The 15954-nt window shown below is 67.5% G+C and carries 17 protein-coding genes; 15 read left to right on the top strand and 2 right to left on the bottom strand.

From position 1 onward, the window contains the following. Positions 1-27 precede the first annotated feature (27 nt). From FHY04_RS13445 to FHY04_RS13435, 3 genes are all read left to right on the top strand, one after another. On the top strand, positions 28-336 hold the full coding sequence (locus tag FHY04_RS13445; protein WP_031440324.1) for a DUF1244 domain-containing protein: 309 nt from the start codon (positions 28-30) through the stop codon (positions 334-336). A 136-nt stretch (positions 337-472) separates the two neighbouring features. Further along, positions 473-739, top strand: coding sequence for a DUF2312 domain-containing protein (locus tag FHY04_RS13440; protein ID WP_031395220.1), 267 nt, complete (start codon positions 473-475; stop codon positions 737-739). An 89-nt stretch (positions 740-828) separates the two neighbouring features. Next, entirely contained in the window at positions 829-1113 is a 285-nt protein-coding gene (locus FHY04_RS13435; protein ID WP_183936800.1) for a DUF1294 domain-containing protein, read from the top strand. On the opposite strand, the gene FHY04_RS13430 is transcribed toward FHY04_RS13435, so the two are convergent. Further along, positions 1114-2577 carry an ATP-binding protein gene (locus tag FHY04_RS13430; RefSeq protein WP_183936799.1) on the bottom strand — a complete coding sequence of 488 codons (1464 nt, stop codon included), beginning with the start codon at positions 2575-2577 and terminating at the stop codon, positions 1114-1116. Positions 2578-2689: 112 nt separating this feature from the next. Here FHY04_RS13430 and FHY04_RS13425 point away from each other — a divergent pair, with 112 nt between their 5' ends. The 4 genes from FHY04_RS13425 (at position 2690) to ruvA (ending at position 5308) form a co-directional block, all read left to right on the top strand. Then, positions 2690-3232: a DUF1003 domain-containing protein gene (locus tag FHY04_RS13425; protein ID WP_183936798.1), complete on the top strand. Its 543-nt coding sequence runs from the start codon at positions 2690-2692 to the stop codon at positions 3230-3232. Positions 3233-3260: 28 nt separating this feature from the next. Then, positions 3261-4004 carry a YebC/PmpR family DNA-binding transcriptional regulator gene (locus FHY04_RS13420; RefSeq protein ID WP_183936797.1) on the top strand — a complete coding sequence of 248 codons (744 nt, stop codon included), beginning with the start codon at positions 3261-3263 and terminating at the stop codon, positions 4002-4004. A 201-nt stretch (positions 4005-4205) separates the two neighbouring features. Beyond that, positions 4206-4712 (top strand): crossover junction endodeoxyribonuclease RuvC, encoded by a 507-nt coding sequence (gene ruvC / locus FHY04_RS13415; RefSeq protein ID WP_031395213.1) that lies wholly within the window; start codon positions 4206-4208, stop codon positions 4710-4712. Continuing rightward, on the top strand, positions 4709-5308 hold the full coding sequence (gene ruvA, locus FHY04_RS13410) for a Holliday junction branch migration protein RuvA (protein WP_031440320.1): 600 nt from the start codon (positions 4709-4711) through the stop codon (positions 5306-5308). Before ruvC ends, ruvA begins: the two co-directional genes overlap by 4 nt. A 2-nt stretch (positions 5309-5310) precedes the next feature. On the opposite strand, the gene FHY04_RS13405 is transcribed toward ruvA, so the two are convergent. Then, positions 5311-5730 (bottom strand): helix-turn-helix domain-containing protein, encoded by a 420-nt coding sequence (locus FHY04_RS13405; RefSeq protein ID WP_183936796.1) that lies wholly within the window; start codon positions 5728-5730, stop codon positions 5311-5313. A 117-nt stretch (positions 5731-5847) separates the two neighbouring features. Here FHY04_RS13405 and FHY04_RS13400 point away from each other — a divergent pair, with 117 nt between their 5' ends. The 8 genes from FHY04_RS13400 (at position 5848) to FHY04_RS13365 (ending at position 15914) form a co-directional block, all read left to right on the top strand. Then, a complete protein-coding gene (locus tag FHY04_RS13400) occupies positions 5848-6909 on the top strand; it encodes an SDR family oxidoreductase (protein ID WP_037532038.1) in 1062 nt (353 codons plus the stop codon). 76 nt (positions 6910-6985) lie between these two features. Next, complete coding sequence (ruvB, locus tag FHY04_RS13395) at positions 6986-8011, top strand: Holliday junction branch migration DNA helicase RuvB (protein ID WP_031440317.1); 1026 nt, start codon at positions 6986-6988, stop codon at positions 8009-8011. 94 nt (positions 8012-8105) lie between these two features. Next, entirely contained in the window at positions 8106-10379 is a 2274-nt protein-coding gene (gene ptsP / locus FHY04_RS13390; protein WP_031396191.1) for a phosphoenolpyruvate--protein phosphotransferase, read from the top strand. A gap of 102 nt (positions 10380-10481) precedes the next feature. Next, positions 10482-11351 (top strand): helix-turn-helix domain-containing protein, encoded by an 870-nt coding sequence (locus FHY04_RS13385; RefSeq protein WP_043158400.1) that lies wholly within the window; start codon positions 10482-10484, stop codon positions 11349-11351. A 68-nt stretch (positions 11352-11419) separates the two neighbouring features. After that, positions 11420-12337, top strand: a complete 918-nt coding sequence (locus tag FHY04_RS13380) for a YbgF trimerization domain-containing protein (protein ID WP_183936795.1) — start codon at positions 11420-11422, stop codon at positions 12335-12337. Positions 12338-12368: 31 nt separating this feature from the next. Further along, the gene (gene tilS / locus FHY04_RS13375; RefSeq protein WP_183936794.1) at positions 12369-13388 is read left to right on the top strand and encodes a tRNA lysidine(34) synthetase TilS; all 1020 of its coding nucleotides are present in this window, start codon (positions 12369-12371) and stop codon (positions 13386-13388) included. 104 nt (positions 13389-13492) lie between these two features. After that, positions 13493-15472 (top strand): ATP-dependent zinc metalloprotease FtsH, encoded by a 1980-nt coding sequence (ftsH, locus tag FHY04_RS13370; protein WP_031396187.1) that lies wholly within the window; start codon positions 13493-13495, stop codon positions 15470-15472. Between the two features lie 64 nt (positions 15473-15536). Further along, the gene (locus tag FHY04_RS13365) at positions 15537-15914 is read left to right on the top strand and encodes a hypothetical protein (RefSeq protein ID WP_236701807.1); all 378 of its coding nucleotides are present in this window, start codon (positions 15537-15539) and stop codon (positions 15912-15914) included. Positions 15915-15954 lie beyond the last annotated feature (40 nt).

Raw genomic sequence — 15954 nt, 5'->3', positions numbered from 1 at the left:
CGGTGGGATCAACTACGGAGCATACGAATGAACCACGATAGCGACACGCTGGACACACTCGACGATGCCGTAGCGGCGCAGGCCTTTCGCCGGCTGATCCGCCACCTGCGCCACCGCGACGATGCGCAGAATATCGACCTGATGGGTCTGGCGGGATTCTGCCGCAACTGTCTGTCCGACTGGGTCGAGGAGGCCGGTGGTCTCGACAAGGATGCGGCACGCGAGGCTGTGTACGGCATGCCCTATTCGCAGTGGAAGGCGCAGCACCAGGGCGACGCCACGCCCGAGCAGCTCGAGCGGATGAAGGCCAGCGTCGCCAAGAATGCGGTCGTCTGACCCGGGGTCGCTTGAGCCGCGAACGGTTACCGCCTAGACGCGGCGCCGCACTTGCAGCGGCGCGATTCATCGGCGGTCCTCGGGACCCCGGTCGCCGCATGCGGGTCTGTGTTTCGAGCGAATGGGGACGAGTATCATGACGGACGAACGCCAACACGGCATGGGCGGCGGCGCGGTCGCAGCGGACGAACTGCGCCTGCTGATCGAGCGCGCCGAGCGTCTCGAAGAAGAGAAGAAGGGTATCGCGGACGACATCAAGGACGTGATGGCCGAGGCCAAGGGTCGTGGCTACGACCCCAAGGCGATCCGCAAGATCCTGTCGATCCGCAAGAAGAAGAAGGAAGAATATCAGGAGGAGGAGGCGATCCTCGAGGTGTACCTCCAGGCTTTGGGGATGATCTGAGGATCGGTCTCTGCGCGGTGTCTCCCTCGCGATGCGTCATCGACGCCGGGGTGGACGCCGCGTCAACGTCGACGCGGTACCGGTGAGCCATGCTCGTATCGATCGCTGCGGCGTCATTTCTGTTTCTGGTGATCAACGCGGTCACGGTCGCCGCGTTCGCGCTGGACAAGCGCCGATCGCGCGGTGGCGCATGGCGCATCCCCGAATCCCGTTTGCTCTGGTTCGCAGCGCTCGGTGGCAGCCCCGGCGCCTTCTGGGCGCGCCGTCGTTTTCGCCACAAGACCCGCAAGCAGCAGTTCGTCGGCCGGCTGCAGATGATCGCGATCGTGCAGATCGGCGTGGTCGCCGGACTGGTCTTCGCTTTCGCGGTCTAGTTAAGCCGCTTCTGCCGGCAGTGTCGTCCAGCCGAGTCCCGGGATCGTGATAGAGCGCTTGCCCGCCAGGTCTGTGCGGCAGACGATCAGGTTGCGGCTTTCGATATAGCCGATCAGGCGCTTCACGCGGCCGAGCGAGCTGGTGCCATAGGTCGCGGCGATGCGCGCGTCGGAGGGGCAGGGTTCGCCCTCACGCGCGGCGCGTGCGACCAGCAGGAAGGCGCCGAGCATGTCGTCAGGCAGGCCGCTGGCGACATCGAGTGCCGCGGTCCACGCCTCGTCGGTCATGTCGAAGATGCCGGCGCGCGCGCAGCTCAGCCGGCGGACGAAGCCCGGCAGATCGAGCGGGGGCTTGGCGAGGCCGCCCATCCGGCAGCGCACCTGGAAGTCCTGGAACAGCACCGAAGGCGGGCGCAGCGTTGATTCGGGATCCTCGACGATCGCGCGGAACACGTCGGCATAGACCGCCTCGACCTCGTCTTCGGTCTTCTCGGGCGGCGGGGGCGCGGCGGTGCGCGGCTCGGGCGGGCGGGCGATACCGTCGAGCAGTTCTTCCGCCGGAACGCGCCGTGGCCGCGAATCGAAGAGCAGGCCGAGTTCGGGGGCGTCGACCACGGGCTCGGACAGCAGGTCCTGCAGGTCCATCGGCGCGGCACTCGGGAGCGGTGTGAGCTTGGGGCTGCCGCTGCGTGCCGAGGTGGCGACGTCGCCGATCTTCACGGTGATCGGCCGCCGCGAGACCGCGGGGCCGAGCGCCATGAACGTGCCGCGCTGGAGGTCGCGGATCGCCTCCGCCTGACGCCGCTCCATGCCGAGCAGATCGGCGGCGCGTGCCATGTCGATGTCGAGGAAGGTGCGGCCCATCAGGAAGTTCGATGCTTCCGCCGCGACGTTCTTCGCGAGCTTCGCCAGACGCTGAGTCGCGATCACGCCGGCGAGACCACGCTTGCGGCCGCGGCACATCAGGTTGGTCATCGCCGCGAGCGAGGCACGGCGGACCTCTTCGGACACTTCGCCGCCGGTGACGGGCGCGAACATCTGTGCCTCGTCGACGACCACCAGCACCGGATACCAATGCTCGCGCGGCGCATCGAACAGCGCGGAGAGGAACGATGCGGCACAGCGCATCTGCCCTTCGACCTCGAGTCCCTCGAGGCTGAGCACAGCGGACGTCCGGTGTTCGCGCAGGCGGGTGGCGATGCGCGCGATTTCGCGTTCGCTATAGTCGCCCGCCTCGATCACGACATGGCCATGCGGGCCCGCGAGCGTCACGAAATCGCCCTCGGGATCGATCACGATCTGCTGGACATGCCCCGCCGACCGTTCGAGCAGGCGGCGCAGCAGATGCGATTTTCCCGATCCCGAATTGCCCTGCACCAGCAGGCGCGTGGCGAGAAGTTCCTCCAGGTCGACGCCGACGGCCGTACCATTGCCGTCGGTGCCCATATTCACGCTAACCGTCATGCCGCGCGTTTGGCAGGTGCGGGCGCATCGGGGCAAGGAGTCTTTCGCGGGTCTCGTCGCAAGCGCGGTTTTGCGCGCTGGCTTAATCCGCAATCGCGGTTACGCCTTTCGCATGGTTACATCCTCTCCGCTCGACGATCTCTCGCACCACCTGCTCGGCAAGCCCCCCGGCGAGCTCAACGACGAGCAGCGCCGCGTGCTCGCGGGGATCGAGGCGGGGACTACGGTCAGTCGCGACGCCGCCGACCTGGCCGACGAACGCGCGACGTTCGGCGAGCGGCTCTCGGACCGGGTTGCGGCGGTCGGCGGGTCGTGGGGGTTCATCATCGCGTTCACTGCGGTGCTGCTCGGCTGGATGATCCTCAATTCGGACATCCTCACCCATTTCAACGCGGCGTTCGATCCCTATCCCTACATCTTCCTCAACCTGCTGCTGTCGACGGTCGCGGCGATCCAGGCGCCGATCATCATGATGAGCCAGAATCGGCAATCGGCGAAGGACCGGCTCGCCGCGAGCCTCGATTACGAGACCAATCTGCGCGCCGAGCTCGACATTTTGCGCGTGCATCACAAGATCGACCATCTGGTGCTCGCGCGGCTCGACGCGATCGACGCGAAAATCGATGCTCTGGCGAAATCGGGTGCCGGAGCCTAAGAGCGGCGCATTAGCTATAGAGGCACAGATGGCAGGCCATTCCAAATATAAGAACATCATGCATCGCAAGGGTGCGCAGGACAAGAAGCGCTCGTCGGCGTTCAGCAAGCTCAGCCGGGAAATCACGGTTGCGGCCAAGATGGGCCTGCCCGATGTCGACATGAACCCGCGCCTGCGCGCGGCGGTGAATGCGGCCAAGGCGGCGTCGCTGCCCAAGGAGAACATCCAGCGCTCGATCGACAAGGCGAGCCGCGGCGATGCCGAGAATTACGAAGAGATCCGCTATGAGGGCTTCGGCCCGGGCGGCGTGTCGCTGATCATCGAGGCACTGACCGACAACCGCAACCGTACCGCAACCAACGTGCGCGTCGCGGTCGGCAAGAATGGCGGCAACCTGGGCGCCGGCGGTTCGGTCAGCCATGCGTTCGACCGCGTCGGGCTGATCTCCTATCCCGCCAGCGCGGGCGATGCCGACACGGTGTTCGAGGCTGCGCTTGAGGCGGGGGCCGAGGACGTGACGTCGAGCGAGGACGGGCACGAGGTCTGGACCGCGCAGGGCGATCTGCACGAAGTCGCCAAGGCGCTCGAGGCGACGCTTGGCGAGGCCGAGGGCGCGAAGCTCGCCTGGCGGCCGCAGACCATGGTCGCGGTCGATGCGGACGATGCGGCGACGTTGTTCAAGCTGATCGACGCGCTCGACGATGACGACGACGTGCAGACGGTGTGGGGCAATTACGAGATCTCGGACGAGATCATGGAGACGCTGGGTTGAGCCAGTGAGAAGAAGGATTGGTTCGCGCGGAGACGCGGAGGCGCGGAGAGAGGTGCTTCGCGCACGCGTCTTCCGCGCCAGCGGCGTCACACCTGCAGGCAAGCCCGATGGCGTGAAAGTTGCGCTAACGCGCGACGAGAGCCGAGTGCGCACCCCCTCCGCGCCTCCGCGCCTCCGCGCGAACCAGTCTTCCTTCTTCGCATGATCATCCTCGGACTCGACCCTGGCCTCGGCACCACGGGCTGGGGTGTCATCCGTGCGGACGGTAACCGGCTGAGCCATATCGCCAATGGCCAGATCCGGACCGATCCGTCGATGGCGCTACCGCGGCGGTTGACGGCGTTGTATTCGGCGTTGCTCGACGTCATCCGTGCGGAGCGGCCGGATGGCGCTGCGGTCGAGGAGGTGCTCGGCAACACCAATGCGCAGTCGACGCTGAAGCTGGGGCAGGCGCGCGGCGTGGTGCTGCTCGCGGCGGCCGGGGCGGGGCTGCATATCGGCGAATATCACCCCTCGACCGTCAAGAAGGGCGTCGTCGGCACCGGCGGCGCGGACAAGAAACAGATTCAGGCGATGATGGCGGTGCTGCTGCCCGGCGCGAAACTCGCCGGCCCCGATGCCGCCGACGCGCTGGCGGTGGCGATCACGCACGCGCATCATGTCGCGAGCGCGGCGGCGCTGTCGCGACGCACGGGAGTAGGCGCATGATCGTCCATCTGAAGGGCCGGCTCGATTCGACCGGGATCGACCATGCGGTGATCGACGTCGGCGGGGTCGGCTATCTGGTCGGCGCGTCGGCACGCACGCTGTCGGCACTCGGGCCGATCGGCGAGGCCTGCACCGTCTTCACCGAACTGCTGGTCGGCGAGGATTTCCAGCGGCTCGTCGGATTTTCGAGCGCCGATGAGCGCGACTGGTTCCGGTTGCTGACCGCGGTGCAAGGCGTCGGCGCGCGGGTTGCGCTCGCGATCCTGTCCGCGCTCGAACCCGTCGACCTGTCACGGGCGATCGCCAGCGGCGACAAGGCGATGGTCGCGCGCGCGAACGGCGTCGGGCCGAAGCTCGCCCAGCGTATCGTCATGGAATTGAAGGACAAGGTCGGCGGGATCGCACTCGGGCTCGGCCCCGCGGTGGTCAATGCGGCGCCAGGGGCGTCGGCGGATGCGGTGTCGGCGATGCTCAACCTGGGCTTCCGGCCTGCCGAGGCGAGCGTCGCGGTGGCGGCGGCGGACGAGGAACTGGGGCCTGGCGCGACGCTCGACGCGCTCGTCCGGCTGGCGCTGCGCAAGGCGTCGAAGCCCTAGTCTCAGTCGGTCTTCGGCCGTTTCGCGGACCGGCGGGGCGCGGGGCCGGGGCCGAACGCGTCGAGCGCATCGGCATTGGTGCGGCCCCAGTCGTAGAGCAGGTTGACCGGCTCGACGAACCGCCTGCCGAGCGGCGTCAGGCGATATTCGACCGCGGGGGGCATCGTCGCGAGCACGTCGCGCAGGATCAGCCCGCTGCCTTCCATGTCGCGCAGCGTCTGCGTCAGCATCTTCTTCGAAATGCCGGGCAGGCTGCGGTGGAGGACGCCGGTGCGCGCGCCGCCCTCGTGCCGCGCGTCGAGTGTGTGGAGGACCATGCTGGTCCATTTGGTCGCGAACAGGTCGAGCACCCGGCGCGGTGCGCAATCCTCGCGCCAGTCGTCGGCAATCGGGGCGGGATCGGGATCGGGGGTAGTCGTCATGCTGGGTCCCTGAACGTCGCTGGGTCCCGAAAGGTGCCCGGGGCCCCGAATGGTGCCGTCTAGAACGCGTCGCTGGCGATGCCTAGCTACTGCGTTCAAGTGAAACGGAGAATGACGATGGCCCGGACGGCATTGGTGGTTGGCACGAGCGGTATTGTCGGCAGCGCGACGGCGGCGCTGCTGATCGAACAGGGATGGACGGTTCATGGCCTCGCGCGGCGTCCGTCCGACCAGCCCGGCGTGCACCCGGTTGCTGCCGACCTGACCGACGCTGCGGGTACCGCCGCCGCGCTGAAGGATCTGGCGCCCGACGCGGTGTTCGTCTCGACCTGGTCGCGCCAGGCGACCGAGGCGGAGAATATCCGCGTCAACGGCGCGATGGTCCGCAACCTGCTCGACGGCCTGCGTCCCGCCAAGTCGGTGCGGCATGTCGCGCTGGTGACGGGCCTCAAGCATTATCTCGGGCCATTCGAGGCATATGGTAAGGGCGTGCTGCCGCAGACGCCGTTCCGCGAGGAGCAGGGCCGGCTCGAAGTCGAGAATTTCTATTATGCGCAGGAGGACGAAGTGTTCGCGGCGGCCGAGCGCGACGGCTTCAGCTGGAGCGTGCACCGTCCGCATACGGTGATCGGCAAGGCGGTCGGCAATGCGATGAACATGGGGACGACGCTGGCGGCCTATGCGACGCTCTGCCGCGAGACCGGGCGGCCGTTCCGCTTTCCGGGATCGGCGGCGCAGTGGAACGGGCTGACCGACATGACCGACGCGCGCCAGCTCGCAGCGCAGCTCGTCTGGGCGACGACGACGCCCGAGGCGGCGAACCAGGACTTCAACATCGTCAATGGCGACGTGTTCCGCTGGAGCTGGATGTGGTCGCGGATCGCCGACTGGTTCGGGATCGAGGCGGCGCCGTTCGACGGGACGGTCGTGCCGCTCGAAGAGCAGATGGCCGATGACGCGGTCGTGTGGCAGCGGATCGCAGAGCGCGAGGGGCTGGTCGAGGCGGATCTCACGCGTCTCGCCTCGCCGTGGCACACCGATGCCGATCTCGGCCGGCCGATCGAGGTCGTCACCGACATGGGCAAGAGCCGGCGGATGGGCTTTACGCGCTATCAGCCGACCGATGATGCGTTCTTCGACCTGTTCGCGCAGCTGCGCGCGGACCGGCTGATCCCGTGAATTCGGTAGGCCGGTCGGGCGAGACGCGCGCGACGGGGTGACAGGGGCGGGCGTGAACGGGTAGGGAACGGGCTTGATGACCGATGCCGAACGCCTGCTCACGCCAGCCCGCCGCCCCGAGGACGTGGATGCGGCGCTGCGCCCCAAGAATCTCGACGAATTCGTCGGGCAGAAGGCCGCGCGCGAGAATCTGCGCATCTTCATCCAGGCGGCCAAGGCACGCGGCGATGCGCTCGACCATGTGCTGTTCTTCGGGCCGCCGGGGCTCGGCAAGACGACGCTCGCACAGATCGTCGCGCGCGAGATGGGGGTGGGGTTCCGCGCCACCTCGGGGCCGGTGATCGCCAAGTCGGGCGACCTCGCCGCGCTGCTGACCAATCTCGAGGATGGCGACGTGCTGTTCATCGACGAGATCCACCGGTTGCAGCCCGCTGTCGAGGAGGTGCTGTACCCGGCGATGGAGGACCGTGCGCTCGATCTGATGATCGGCGAGGGGCCCTCGGCACGCAGCGTGCGGATCGACCTGCCGCGCTTTACCCTGGTCGGCGCGACGACGCGACAGGGGCTGCTGACGACGCCGCTGCGCGATCGCTTCGGCATCCCGGTGCGGTTGCAATTCTATACCGTCGACGAGCTCGAGCGGGTGGTGACGCGTGCGGCCGGACTGCTCGGTCTCGCGATTTCGAAGGACGGGGCGATGGAGGTGGCGCGGCGCGCACGCGGCACGCCGCGCATCGCCGGGCGGCTGCTCCGCCGGGTTCGCGACTTTGCCGACGTCGCGGGCGCCGAGATCGTCGATGCGCGCACCGCCGACGCCGCGCTCAACCGGCTCGAGGTCGATGCGCTGGGGCTCGACGCAATGGACCGGCGCTATCTGATGATGATCGCCGACATTTATCGCGGCGGTCCGGTCGGGGTCGAGACGCTGGCAGCGGGCCTCAGCGAACCGCGCGACACCATCGAAGAGGTGATCGAGCCCTATCTGATCCAGCTCGGCCTCGTTGCACGGACCGCGCGCGGGCGGTGCATGAACGCGGGCGGCTGGAAGCATCTCGGACTCAACCCGCCGGTTGGGAGCCAGGACGGGCTGTTCGACGTTTGAGGCGGGGCATGCAGCAATGACGATCGACCGGGCTTGCGCAGAAGAATACTTTTGTTGCGTGGCACCCAAGCGCTTGATCTGGTAGCTCCTCCCCATGCCCGTTTCGGCCGCCGCCTCCGCCCGCGAGATCCTCACCAGCCTTCACGACGTGATGGCCGCGCGCACGACCGCGCAAGCCAAGCTCAATTCGGTCGTCGGTATCATCGCCGCGGCGATCGATAGCGAGGTCTGTTCGATCTACCTGCTGCGCGAAGGCGTGCTCGAGCTGTTCGCGACGCGCGGCCTTGCGCAGGAGGCGGTGCACGTCACCAAGCTGGCGCTGGGCGAGGGGCTGGTCGGCACGATCGCGCAGCAGGTCGAGGTGCTCAATCTCGATGAGGCGGCGAGCCATCCCGATTTCGCCTACAAGCCCGAGACCGGCGAGGAGCGCTATCACAGCTTTGCCGGGGTTCCGATCATCCGGCGCGAACGCGCGGTCGGCGTTCTTGCAGTGCAGCATGCCGAAACGCGCAAATATCAGGACGTCGAGATCGAGGCGCTGCAGACCGTCGCGATGGTGCTGAGCGAGCTGATCGCCAATGCCGGGCTGATCGACACCGCGGGCGGCGGATCGGATCGCCCGCAATCGACCGCGGCGATGCGGATCCCGGGGCAGAAGCTGGTCGACGGGATGGGCGCGGGCTTTGCCGTGTTCCACCAGCCGCGCATCCATATCGAGCATACCGTCGCCGAGGACACCGATGCCGAGCGGCACCGTGTCTATGCCGCGTTCGACAAGATGCGCGAAGGCATCGAGCGGATGACGCGCGAGGCCGAGTTCGGCGTCGGCGGCGAGCATGAGGAGGTCCTCGAGACCTACAAGATGTTCGCCTATGACGAGGGCTGGGCGCGGCGGATCAACGAGGCGATCGATTCCGGCCTGACTGCGGAGGCGGCGATCGAGCGCGTCCAGCAGCGCACCCGCCAGCGGATGCGGCAGATCGACGATCCCCTGCTCGCCGACCGGATGCACGATCTGGAGGATCTGGCGAACCGCCTGCTGCGGATCGTGTCGGGCCAGATGGGTACCGCCGCACAGATGGGGCTCAGGCAGGACACGATCCTGATCGCGCGCAATCTGGGGCCGGCCGAATTGCTCGAATATGACAAGCGGCGGTTGAAGGGCGTGATCCTCGAGGAGGGATCGCTCACCGCGCACGTGACGATCGTCGCGCGGGCGATGGGCGTGCCGGTGCTCGGCCGTGTCCGCGACGTCCGGCGGCTGATCGCCGAGGGCGACCTGCTGCTGCTCGACAGTGCCGACGCCAATGTCTTCGCGCGGCCCTCCGCGGCGATGGAGGAGGCGTTCGAGGCGCGGCTCGCGCTGCGACAGAAGCGCAGGGCGGCGTTCGCGGCGCTGCGCGACGTGCCGCCGATCACGAAGGATGGCCACCGGCTGACGCTGATGGTCAATGCCGGGTTGCGCGACGATGCGGCCGCGCTCGACATCACCGGCGCGGACGGGATCGGCCTGTTCAGGACCGAATTCCAGTTTCTCGTATCTGCGACGCTGCCGCAGCGCGAGCGCCAGCAGCGACTGTACCGCGAGGTGCTGGAGGTAGCGGGCGATCGGCCGGTGATCTTCCGTACCGTCGATATCGGCGGCGACAAGGCGCTGCCCTATCTCAACAAGGCCGCCGCGGATGAGGAAAATCCGGCGATGGGCTGGCGCGCGCTGCGGCTGGGGCTCGAGCGCGACGGGCTGATGAAGGTGCAGGCGCGCGCGCTATTGGAGGCGGCGGCGGGGCGCACGCTTAACGTGATGTTCCCGATGGTCAGCGAACCCTGGGAATTCGACGAGGCCAAGGCGCTGTTCGAGGCGCAGCGAAGCTGGCTGGCGGGGCGCGGGCGCAAGCTGCCGACGACGATCCGCTACGGCGCGATGCTCGAGGTGCCGGCACTTGCCGAGATGCTCGACATCCTGCTGCCCAAGATCCAGTTCCTGTCAGTCGGCACCAATGACCTGACACAGTTCCTGTTCGCCGCCGACCGCGCCAATCCCAAGCTCGCCGAGCGCTATGACTGGCTGAGCCCGTCGATCCTGCGGTTCCTTGCCCGGCTCGTCGAGCCCGCGCGTGCCGCCGGTGTCGATCTCGGCGTGTGTGGCGAGATGGGCGGGCGGCCGCTCGAGGCGATGGCGCTCGCGGGGATCGGGATCGACCGGCTGTCGATCACCCCGGCGGCGGTCGGGCCGATCAAGGCGATGGCGCGCTCGCTCGATCTGGCGGCGATCACCGCGAAGATGACGGCCCTGCTAGCCGATCCACCGCGCGACATGCGCGCCGTGCTGACCGACTGGGCAACGGAAAACGGTGTCGAGCTCGCCTGACGCGCGGGTTTCGCTAGGGCCTTCGCGTTGACATGGGTTATTGGCTCTGGAACATGACCCGCCTTGATGGGCGCGCGCTACAGCCCATAATCGGAGACAAGAATGGACGACGTCGCAACCGGGCAGATCCCTCCGCCCGCCTCGCCCGAACGGGCCGGCGATATCCTGCGTGCAACGCGCGAGGCACAGGGGCTGACGATCGCCGATGTCGGGGGCCGGACGCGCGTGCCGCTGCGGCATCTCGAGGCGATCGAGGCGTCTGATTACGCGACTTTGCCGTCGTCGACCTATGCGGTCGGGTTCGCCAAGGCCTATGCGCGCGCGGTTGGCGCGGACGAGGTACGCGTAGCCAATCTCGTGCGTGCCGAGCTCGGCAAGATCGTGCGCCGCACGCCCGAATACGAACCCTATGAAATGTCCGATCCGTCGCGGGTACCGTCGCGCGGCGTGGCGGTGATCGCGCTCGGCATCGCGCTGGCCGTGCTGATCCTGGTCGGCATCTGGTACGGCACCGACCTGTTCCGTGGCGGCGCGACCACGTCCGGGTCTGCGGCGGGATCGGTGGCGACGGTTGCCGAAGTGCCCAGCCCGACGCCGGCCTCCCCCGCAGCGGCGCCCGCGGCGCCGGCGCTGGAGACCGGGCAGGTCACGCTGGCCGCGACCGACGAAGTGTGGATGCGCGTCTATGATGCCGACAACAAGACGCTGTATCTGGGGACGATGAAGGCCGGCGATCGGTTCGACGTGCCGCGTGACGCGAAGGATCCGATGATCAACGTCGGTCGCCCGGACAAGCTGACGGTTACGCTCAACGGCTCGAACGTGCCGCCGCTGGGAACCGGCGAACGCGCGATCAAGGACGTCCGCGTCGGCGCCCCGGCGATCGCCGCACGGCTCAACGGCGCGCCTGCCGCGAGCGGTGGCGATGCCGCTGCCGAGGGGGCGCCGGGCAATGCATCGGGAACGCCTTAAGGCTGGCGACAGGAATGATGTTGCAGCTATATCGCTCGTCTTATCCAGTGCCCCGGGGGGTATAGCCCATGCATAAATCCATCATCGTCGGCATCCTGCTTGCCGGTGCATCGCTGCCCGTCGCGGCATCCGCACAGTCGAACGTCGAAGGTCGTGTCGGCAAGCTCGAGAGCGAGATGCGCGCGGTCCAGCGCAAGGTGTTTCCGGGCGGGGCCGGGCAGTTGTTGCAGCCCGAGGTGACGGGGCCGCAGACGACCGCAGGCCCCGGTCCCGGCACGCCCGCCACCAGCGCGGTCGCCGATCTGGCGCAGCGCGTGACCTCGCTCGAACAGCAGATTGCGTCGATGACCGGGCAGGTCGAGCAGACTGAGTACAAGATCCGCCAGCTGCAGGAGCAGTTCGACGCGTATCGGCGCGCGACCGACGACCGGATGAAGCTGATCGAGACGGCCCGGACGAACAGCGCGCCCGGTGCAGCCGGATCGGACGTCGAGGGTACGGGTGGTCCGGACGAGGACGCCGGGCCGCCGGCGCGGCCATCGGGGGCCACCGCCGCCGCGCGGCCAGCAAACGCAGTCGAGAAGCCGTCGACGGGCAATCCGGCGGAGGACGAGTATCTCTACGGCTATCGGCTGTGGGCGGCCAAGAGCTATGCCGAGGCGCAGACGCAGCTGAAGAAGGTGGTCGCGACCTATCCAAAGGATCGGCGCGCGAGCTATGCACAGAACCTGCTTGGCCGCGCCTATCTCGACGAGGGCAAGCCGAGCCTCGCGTCGATGGCCTTCTACGACAATTACAAGAAGATGCCCGATGGTGAACGGGCGTCCGAAAGCCTCTATTATCTCGGCCAGTCGCTGACCAAGCTGAACAAGTCCGCCGATGCGTGCAAGGTGTATGACGAGCTCAACGACGTCTATGGCGCCAAGCTCTCACGCGACATGACCGCCAAGGTCGCTGCCGGACGAGCCACCGCCAAGTGCAAGTGAGCGCAGATCGCGGCGTGTGGTGGCCGGCAGGATGAGCGATCCTGTCCTCACCGAGGAGGCCCAGCGTTTTGCAGCGGAGGTCGCAAGGCTTGGCGCGGGGCTAACATCGCCCGTGCTGGCGGTGTCGGGCGGACCCGACAGCATGGCGATGCTGACGCTCGCGCAGGAATCGCTCGGGACTGGTTTCACCGTGGCCAGCGTCGACCATCGTCTGCGCCCCGAAGCCGCGGGCGAATCGGCGATGGTGGCGGCGCATTGCGCGACGTTCGGAATCCGCCACGCGACGCTGGCGCCGACCGAGCCGATCACCGGGGCTAGCATCCAGGCGCAGGCGCGCACCGTCCGCTATGCGCTGCTCGCGGACCATGCGCGCGCGATCGGCGCAGGATGCGTGCTCACCGCGCACCATGCCGACGACCAGGCCGAGACGTTCCTGATGCGCGCCGCGCGCGGGTCGGGACTGGCGGGGCTGGCAGGCGTGCGCGCCCGGACCGAGGTCGCGGGCATCCCCGTCATCCGGCCGCTGCTCGACTGGCGCCGGGCGGAGCTTCGCGCGATCGTCCGCCGCGCCGAGGTGCCGTTCTTCGACGATCCGTCGAACCACGACGATCGGCATGACCGCACGCGATTTCGTCGGTTGCTCGGCGCGAACGAATGGCTGGGCACCCCCAATCTGGCGCGCGCGGCCGCGGCACTGGCGGAGGCGGATGCCGATGTCCGCGCTGCGGTCGAATGGCTCTGGGCCGACCGTGCGAAAGTCGCGGCGGGCGAGGTCCGGCTGACCGTCGGCGACGTGCCGCGCGAGCTTTTGCGCCGCATGGTCCGGCGCGCGATCGGCGTGGTGCGTGATGCGGTGACGGAGGCCGCACGCGACGGTGCCGGGCAGGACGCGGCCGCCACGATCGAGGGCGACTGGAGCGCGGCGGTCAATATCGAACGGCTGCTCGATGCGTTGATCGCGGGCAAGCGCGCGACTCAGGCGGGAGTGATCGCATCGCCCCGCGCGGGCGTCTGGCGCTTCCGCCCCGCGCCGCCGCGTCGCTCGGTGTAGATTCGTCCCGCGCGGACACATTGATTGCTGCCAAGTCGCGGCTTGTTCCATTGCCATTAACCTGCGCGCGCTTATCTTGTAGGTTCGAAAGGTATCCGGCACCCATGAACGACAATGACAATCGAGGGGACAACCGCGGCAACAAGCCACAGGGCCCCGAAAATGGCAGCCCGTGGATGAAGAGCCTGCTCATATGGGTCGGCATTCTCGTCGCGCTGGCGCTGTTCGTGACCATGTTCGACGGCCGCACCGCGACCTCGAGCGGCAACACGATCGCCTATTCGGCGTTCCTCGACAAGGTCGACGAGGGCACCGTCAAGGACGTGAACATCTCGCGCGACATCATCTCGGGTACGTTGTCGAGCGGCGAGAAGTTCAAGGCCTATCCGATCCAGGACGCGACGCTGGTTCCCAAGCTGCGCGAAAAGGGCGTGGCGATCAGCGCAAAGCCTGAGGAAGGGCCGTCGATGCTGGCGTTGCTGCTCTATCAGTCGCTGCCGTTCCTGTTATTCCTCGGCATCGCGTTCTTCGTCCTGAAGCAGATGCAGAAGAATTCCGGCTCTGGCGCGATGGGCTTCGGCAAGAGCCGCGCGAAGATGCTGACGCAGAAGGAAGGCAAGGTCACCTTTGCCGACGTCGCGGGCATCGACGAGGCGCGTGAGGAGCTTGAGGAGATCGTCGAGTTCCTGAAGGACCCGACCAAGTTCGCCCGTCTCGGCGGCAAGATCCCCAAGGGCGCTCTGCTGGTCGGCTCGCCGGGTACCGGCAAGACGCTGCTCGCCCGTGCGATCGCTGGCGAGGCGGGGGTGCCGTTCTTCACGATCTCGGGCTCCGACTTCGTCGAGATGTTCGTCGGCGTCGGCGCGAGCCGCGTGCGCGACATGTTCGAGCAGGCCAAGAAGTCCGCACCGTGCATCGTCTTCATCGACGAAATCGATGCGGTCGGTCGTCATCGTGGCGCCGGTCTCGGCAACGGCAATGACGAGCGCGAGCAGACGCTGAACCAGCTGCTGGTCGAAATGGACGGCTTCGAGGCGAACGAGGGCATCATTATTATTGCCGCGACCAACCGTCCCGACGTGCTCGACCCTGCACTGCTGCGTCCGGGTCGCTTCGATCGCCAGGTCGTCGTGCCCCGCCCGGATATCGAGGGCCGGATCAAGATCCTCGAAGTGCACATGAAGAAGGTGCCGCTCGCACCCGACGTCGATGCCCGCGTCATTGCGCGCGGTACGCCGGGCTTCTCGGGTGCCGATCTCGCCAACCTCGTCAACGAGGCGGCGCTGCACGCGGCGCGCAAGGGCAAGCGCCTGGTGGCGATGGCCGAGTTCGAAGAGGCCAAGGACAAGGTCATGATGGGCGCAGAGCGTCGCTCCATGGTCATGACCGACGACGAGAAGCGCATGACCGCGTATCACGAGGCCGGCCATGCCGTCGTCGCGATGCATGAGGCTGCCTCGGATCCGATCCACAAGGCGACGATCATCCCGCGCGGTCGTGCGCTGGGCATGGTCATGCGTCTGCCCGAGCGTGACAGCTACAGCTATCACCGCGACAAGATGTACGCGAACCTCGCGGTGTCGATGGGTGGTCGTGTCGCCGAGGAGGTCATCTTCGGCTACGACAAGGTCTCGTCGGGCGCGAGCGGCGACATCCAGTACGCCACGGGTCTGGCACGCGACATGGTCACGCGCTGGGGCATGTCGGACAAGGTCGGCCCGCTCGAATATGGCGAGCCCGAGGGTGAATCGTTCCTTGGTTACTCGTCGAGCCGTCCGTCGCGCATGTCGAACCAGACGGCGCAGCTGATCGACGACGAGATCAAGCGGATCGTCGAAGGCGGTCTCGACCGCGCCAAGCAGGTGCTGAGCGATCATGTCGACCAGCTCCACACGGTTGCGGGCGCGCTGCTCGAATATGAGACGCTGACGGGTGACGAGATCAAGCAGCTGATCGCGGGCGAAGATCTCGACCGGCCGGATCCGGGTGCGAAGGCTAGCCTCGTACCAAAGGCGGGGACGTCGATCCCCAAGACCCGGCGACCCAATGGGCCGTTCGGAACGCCGACCCCGCTAGGCGCCTGATCCGGTTCAGCGGCTAGTCAGCTAAATGCCTCCATGGGCGGTCTTTTCTTCGGAAAGGCCGCCCATGTCGTATGTGCTTCCCAAGGCCGTGATCGCGGCGATACTCGTGGGTGGGATGGCGGTGCCCGCGTCCGCGGCGATGACCGTGGGGACGTTTCTCGCCCGCGCCAATGCGCTCCGCGACCAGGGGCCAATGGCATTGATGTCGCCCGACTTCCCGGCACTGAAGGCGGAGGCGAAGGCCGCGACGACGCAGTTGAAGGCCGAGCGGGCGGCACGTGCGGCGGCAGGCAAGCCGCCGATCGCCTGCGTCCCCGAGGGCGAGTCGGTGGGAATCATGGACATGCTCGACGGCCTGTCGGATTTGCCGGCGAGTTATCAGAAGCGGCCGTTGAAGGACGGCTATGCGCGCGTGCTGGCAAACTTATACCCGTGTCGGTGAGCGAGTGAGCCGGACGCGGGGAGGGGCTCATCGAGGCGAA

It is taken from the genome of Sphingomonas sp. BK481, assembly GCF_014194875.1.
Lineage (GTDB): Bacteria > Pseudomonadota > Alphaproteobacteria > Sphingomonadales > Sphingomonadaceae > Sphingomonas > Sphingomonas aerolata.
This window is presented reverse-complemented; position numbering and strand designations above follow the sequence as displayed.

Bases quoted from the DNA above. Each gene is read 5' to 3' on its own strand.
- FHY04_RS13430 (WP_183936799.1), bottom strand. From the start codon at position 2,577: ATGACGGTTAGCGTGAATATGGGCACCGACGGCAATGGTACGGCCGTC.
- FHY04_RS13445 (WP_031440324.1), top strand. From the start codon at position 28: ATGAACCACGATAGCGACACGCTGGACACACTCGACGATGCCGTAGCG.
- FHY04_RS13440 (WP_031395220.1), top strand. From the start codon at position 473: ATGACGGACGAACGCCAACACGGCATGGGCGGCGGCGCGGTCGCAGCG.
- FHY04_RS13385 (WP_043158400.1), top strand. From the start codon at position 10,482: ATGGACGACGTCGCAACCGGGCAGATCCCTCCGCCCGCCTCGCCCGAA.
- ftsH (WP_031396187.1), top strand. From the start codon at position 13,493: ATGAACGACAATGACAATCGAGGGGACAACCGCGGCAACAAGCCACAG.
- FHY04_RS13400 (WP_037532038.1), top strand. From the start codon at position 5,848: ATGGCCCGGACGGCATTGGTGGTTGGCACGAGCGGTATTGTCGGCAGC.
- ptsP (WP_031396191.1), top strand. From the start codon at position 8,106: ATGCCCGTTTCGGCCGCCGCCTCCGCCCGCGAGATCCTCACCAGCCTT.
- tilS (WP_183936794.1), top strand. From the start codon at position 12,369: ATGAGCGATCCTGTCCTCACCGAGGAGGCCCAGCGTTTTGCAGCGGAG.
- FHY04_RS13420 (WP_183936797.1), top strand. From the start codon at position 3,261: ATGGCAGGCCATTCCAAATATAAGAACATCATGCATCGCAAGGGTGCG.
- ruvB (WP_031440317.1), top strand. From the start codon at position 6,986: ATGACCGATGCCGAACGCCTGCTCACGCCAGCCCGCCGCCCCGAGGAC.
- FHY04_RS13435 (WP_183936800.1), top strand. From the start codon at position 829: ATGCTCGTATCGATCGCTGCGGCGTCATTTCTGTTTCTGGTGATCAAC.
- FHY04_RS13405 (WP_183936796.1), bottom strand. From the start codon at position 5,730: ATGACGACTACCCCCGATCCCGATCCCGCCCCGATTGCCGACGACTGG.
- ruvC (WP_031395213.1), top strand. From the start codon at position 4,206: ATGATCATCCTCGGACTCGACCCTGGCCTCGGCACCACGGGCTGGGGT.
- ruvA (WP_031440320.1), top strand. From the start codon at position 4,709: ATGATCGTCCATCTGAAGGGCCGGCTCGATTCGACCGGGATCGACCAT.
- FHY04_RS13425 (WP_183936798.1), top strand. From the start codon at position 2,690: ATGGTTACATCCTCTCCGCTCGACGATCTCTCGCACCACCTGCTCGGC.
- FHY04_RS13380 (WP_183936795.1), top strand. From the start codon at position 11,420: ATGCATAAATCCATCATCGTCGGCATCCTGCTTGCCGGTGCATCGCTG.
- FHY04_RS13365 (WP_236701807.1), top strand. From the start codon at position 15,537: ATGTCGTATGTGCTTCCCAAGGCCGTGATCGCGGCGATACTCGTGGGT.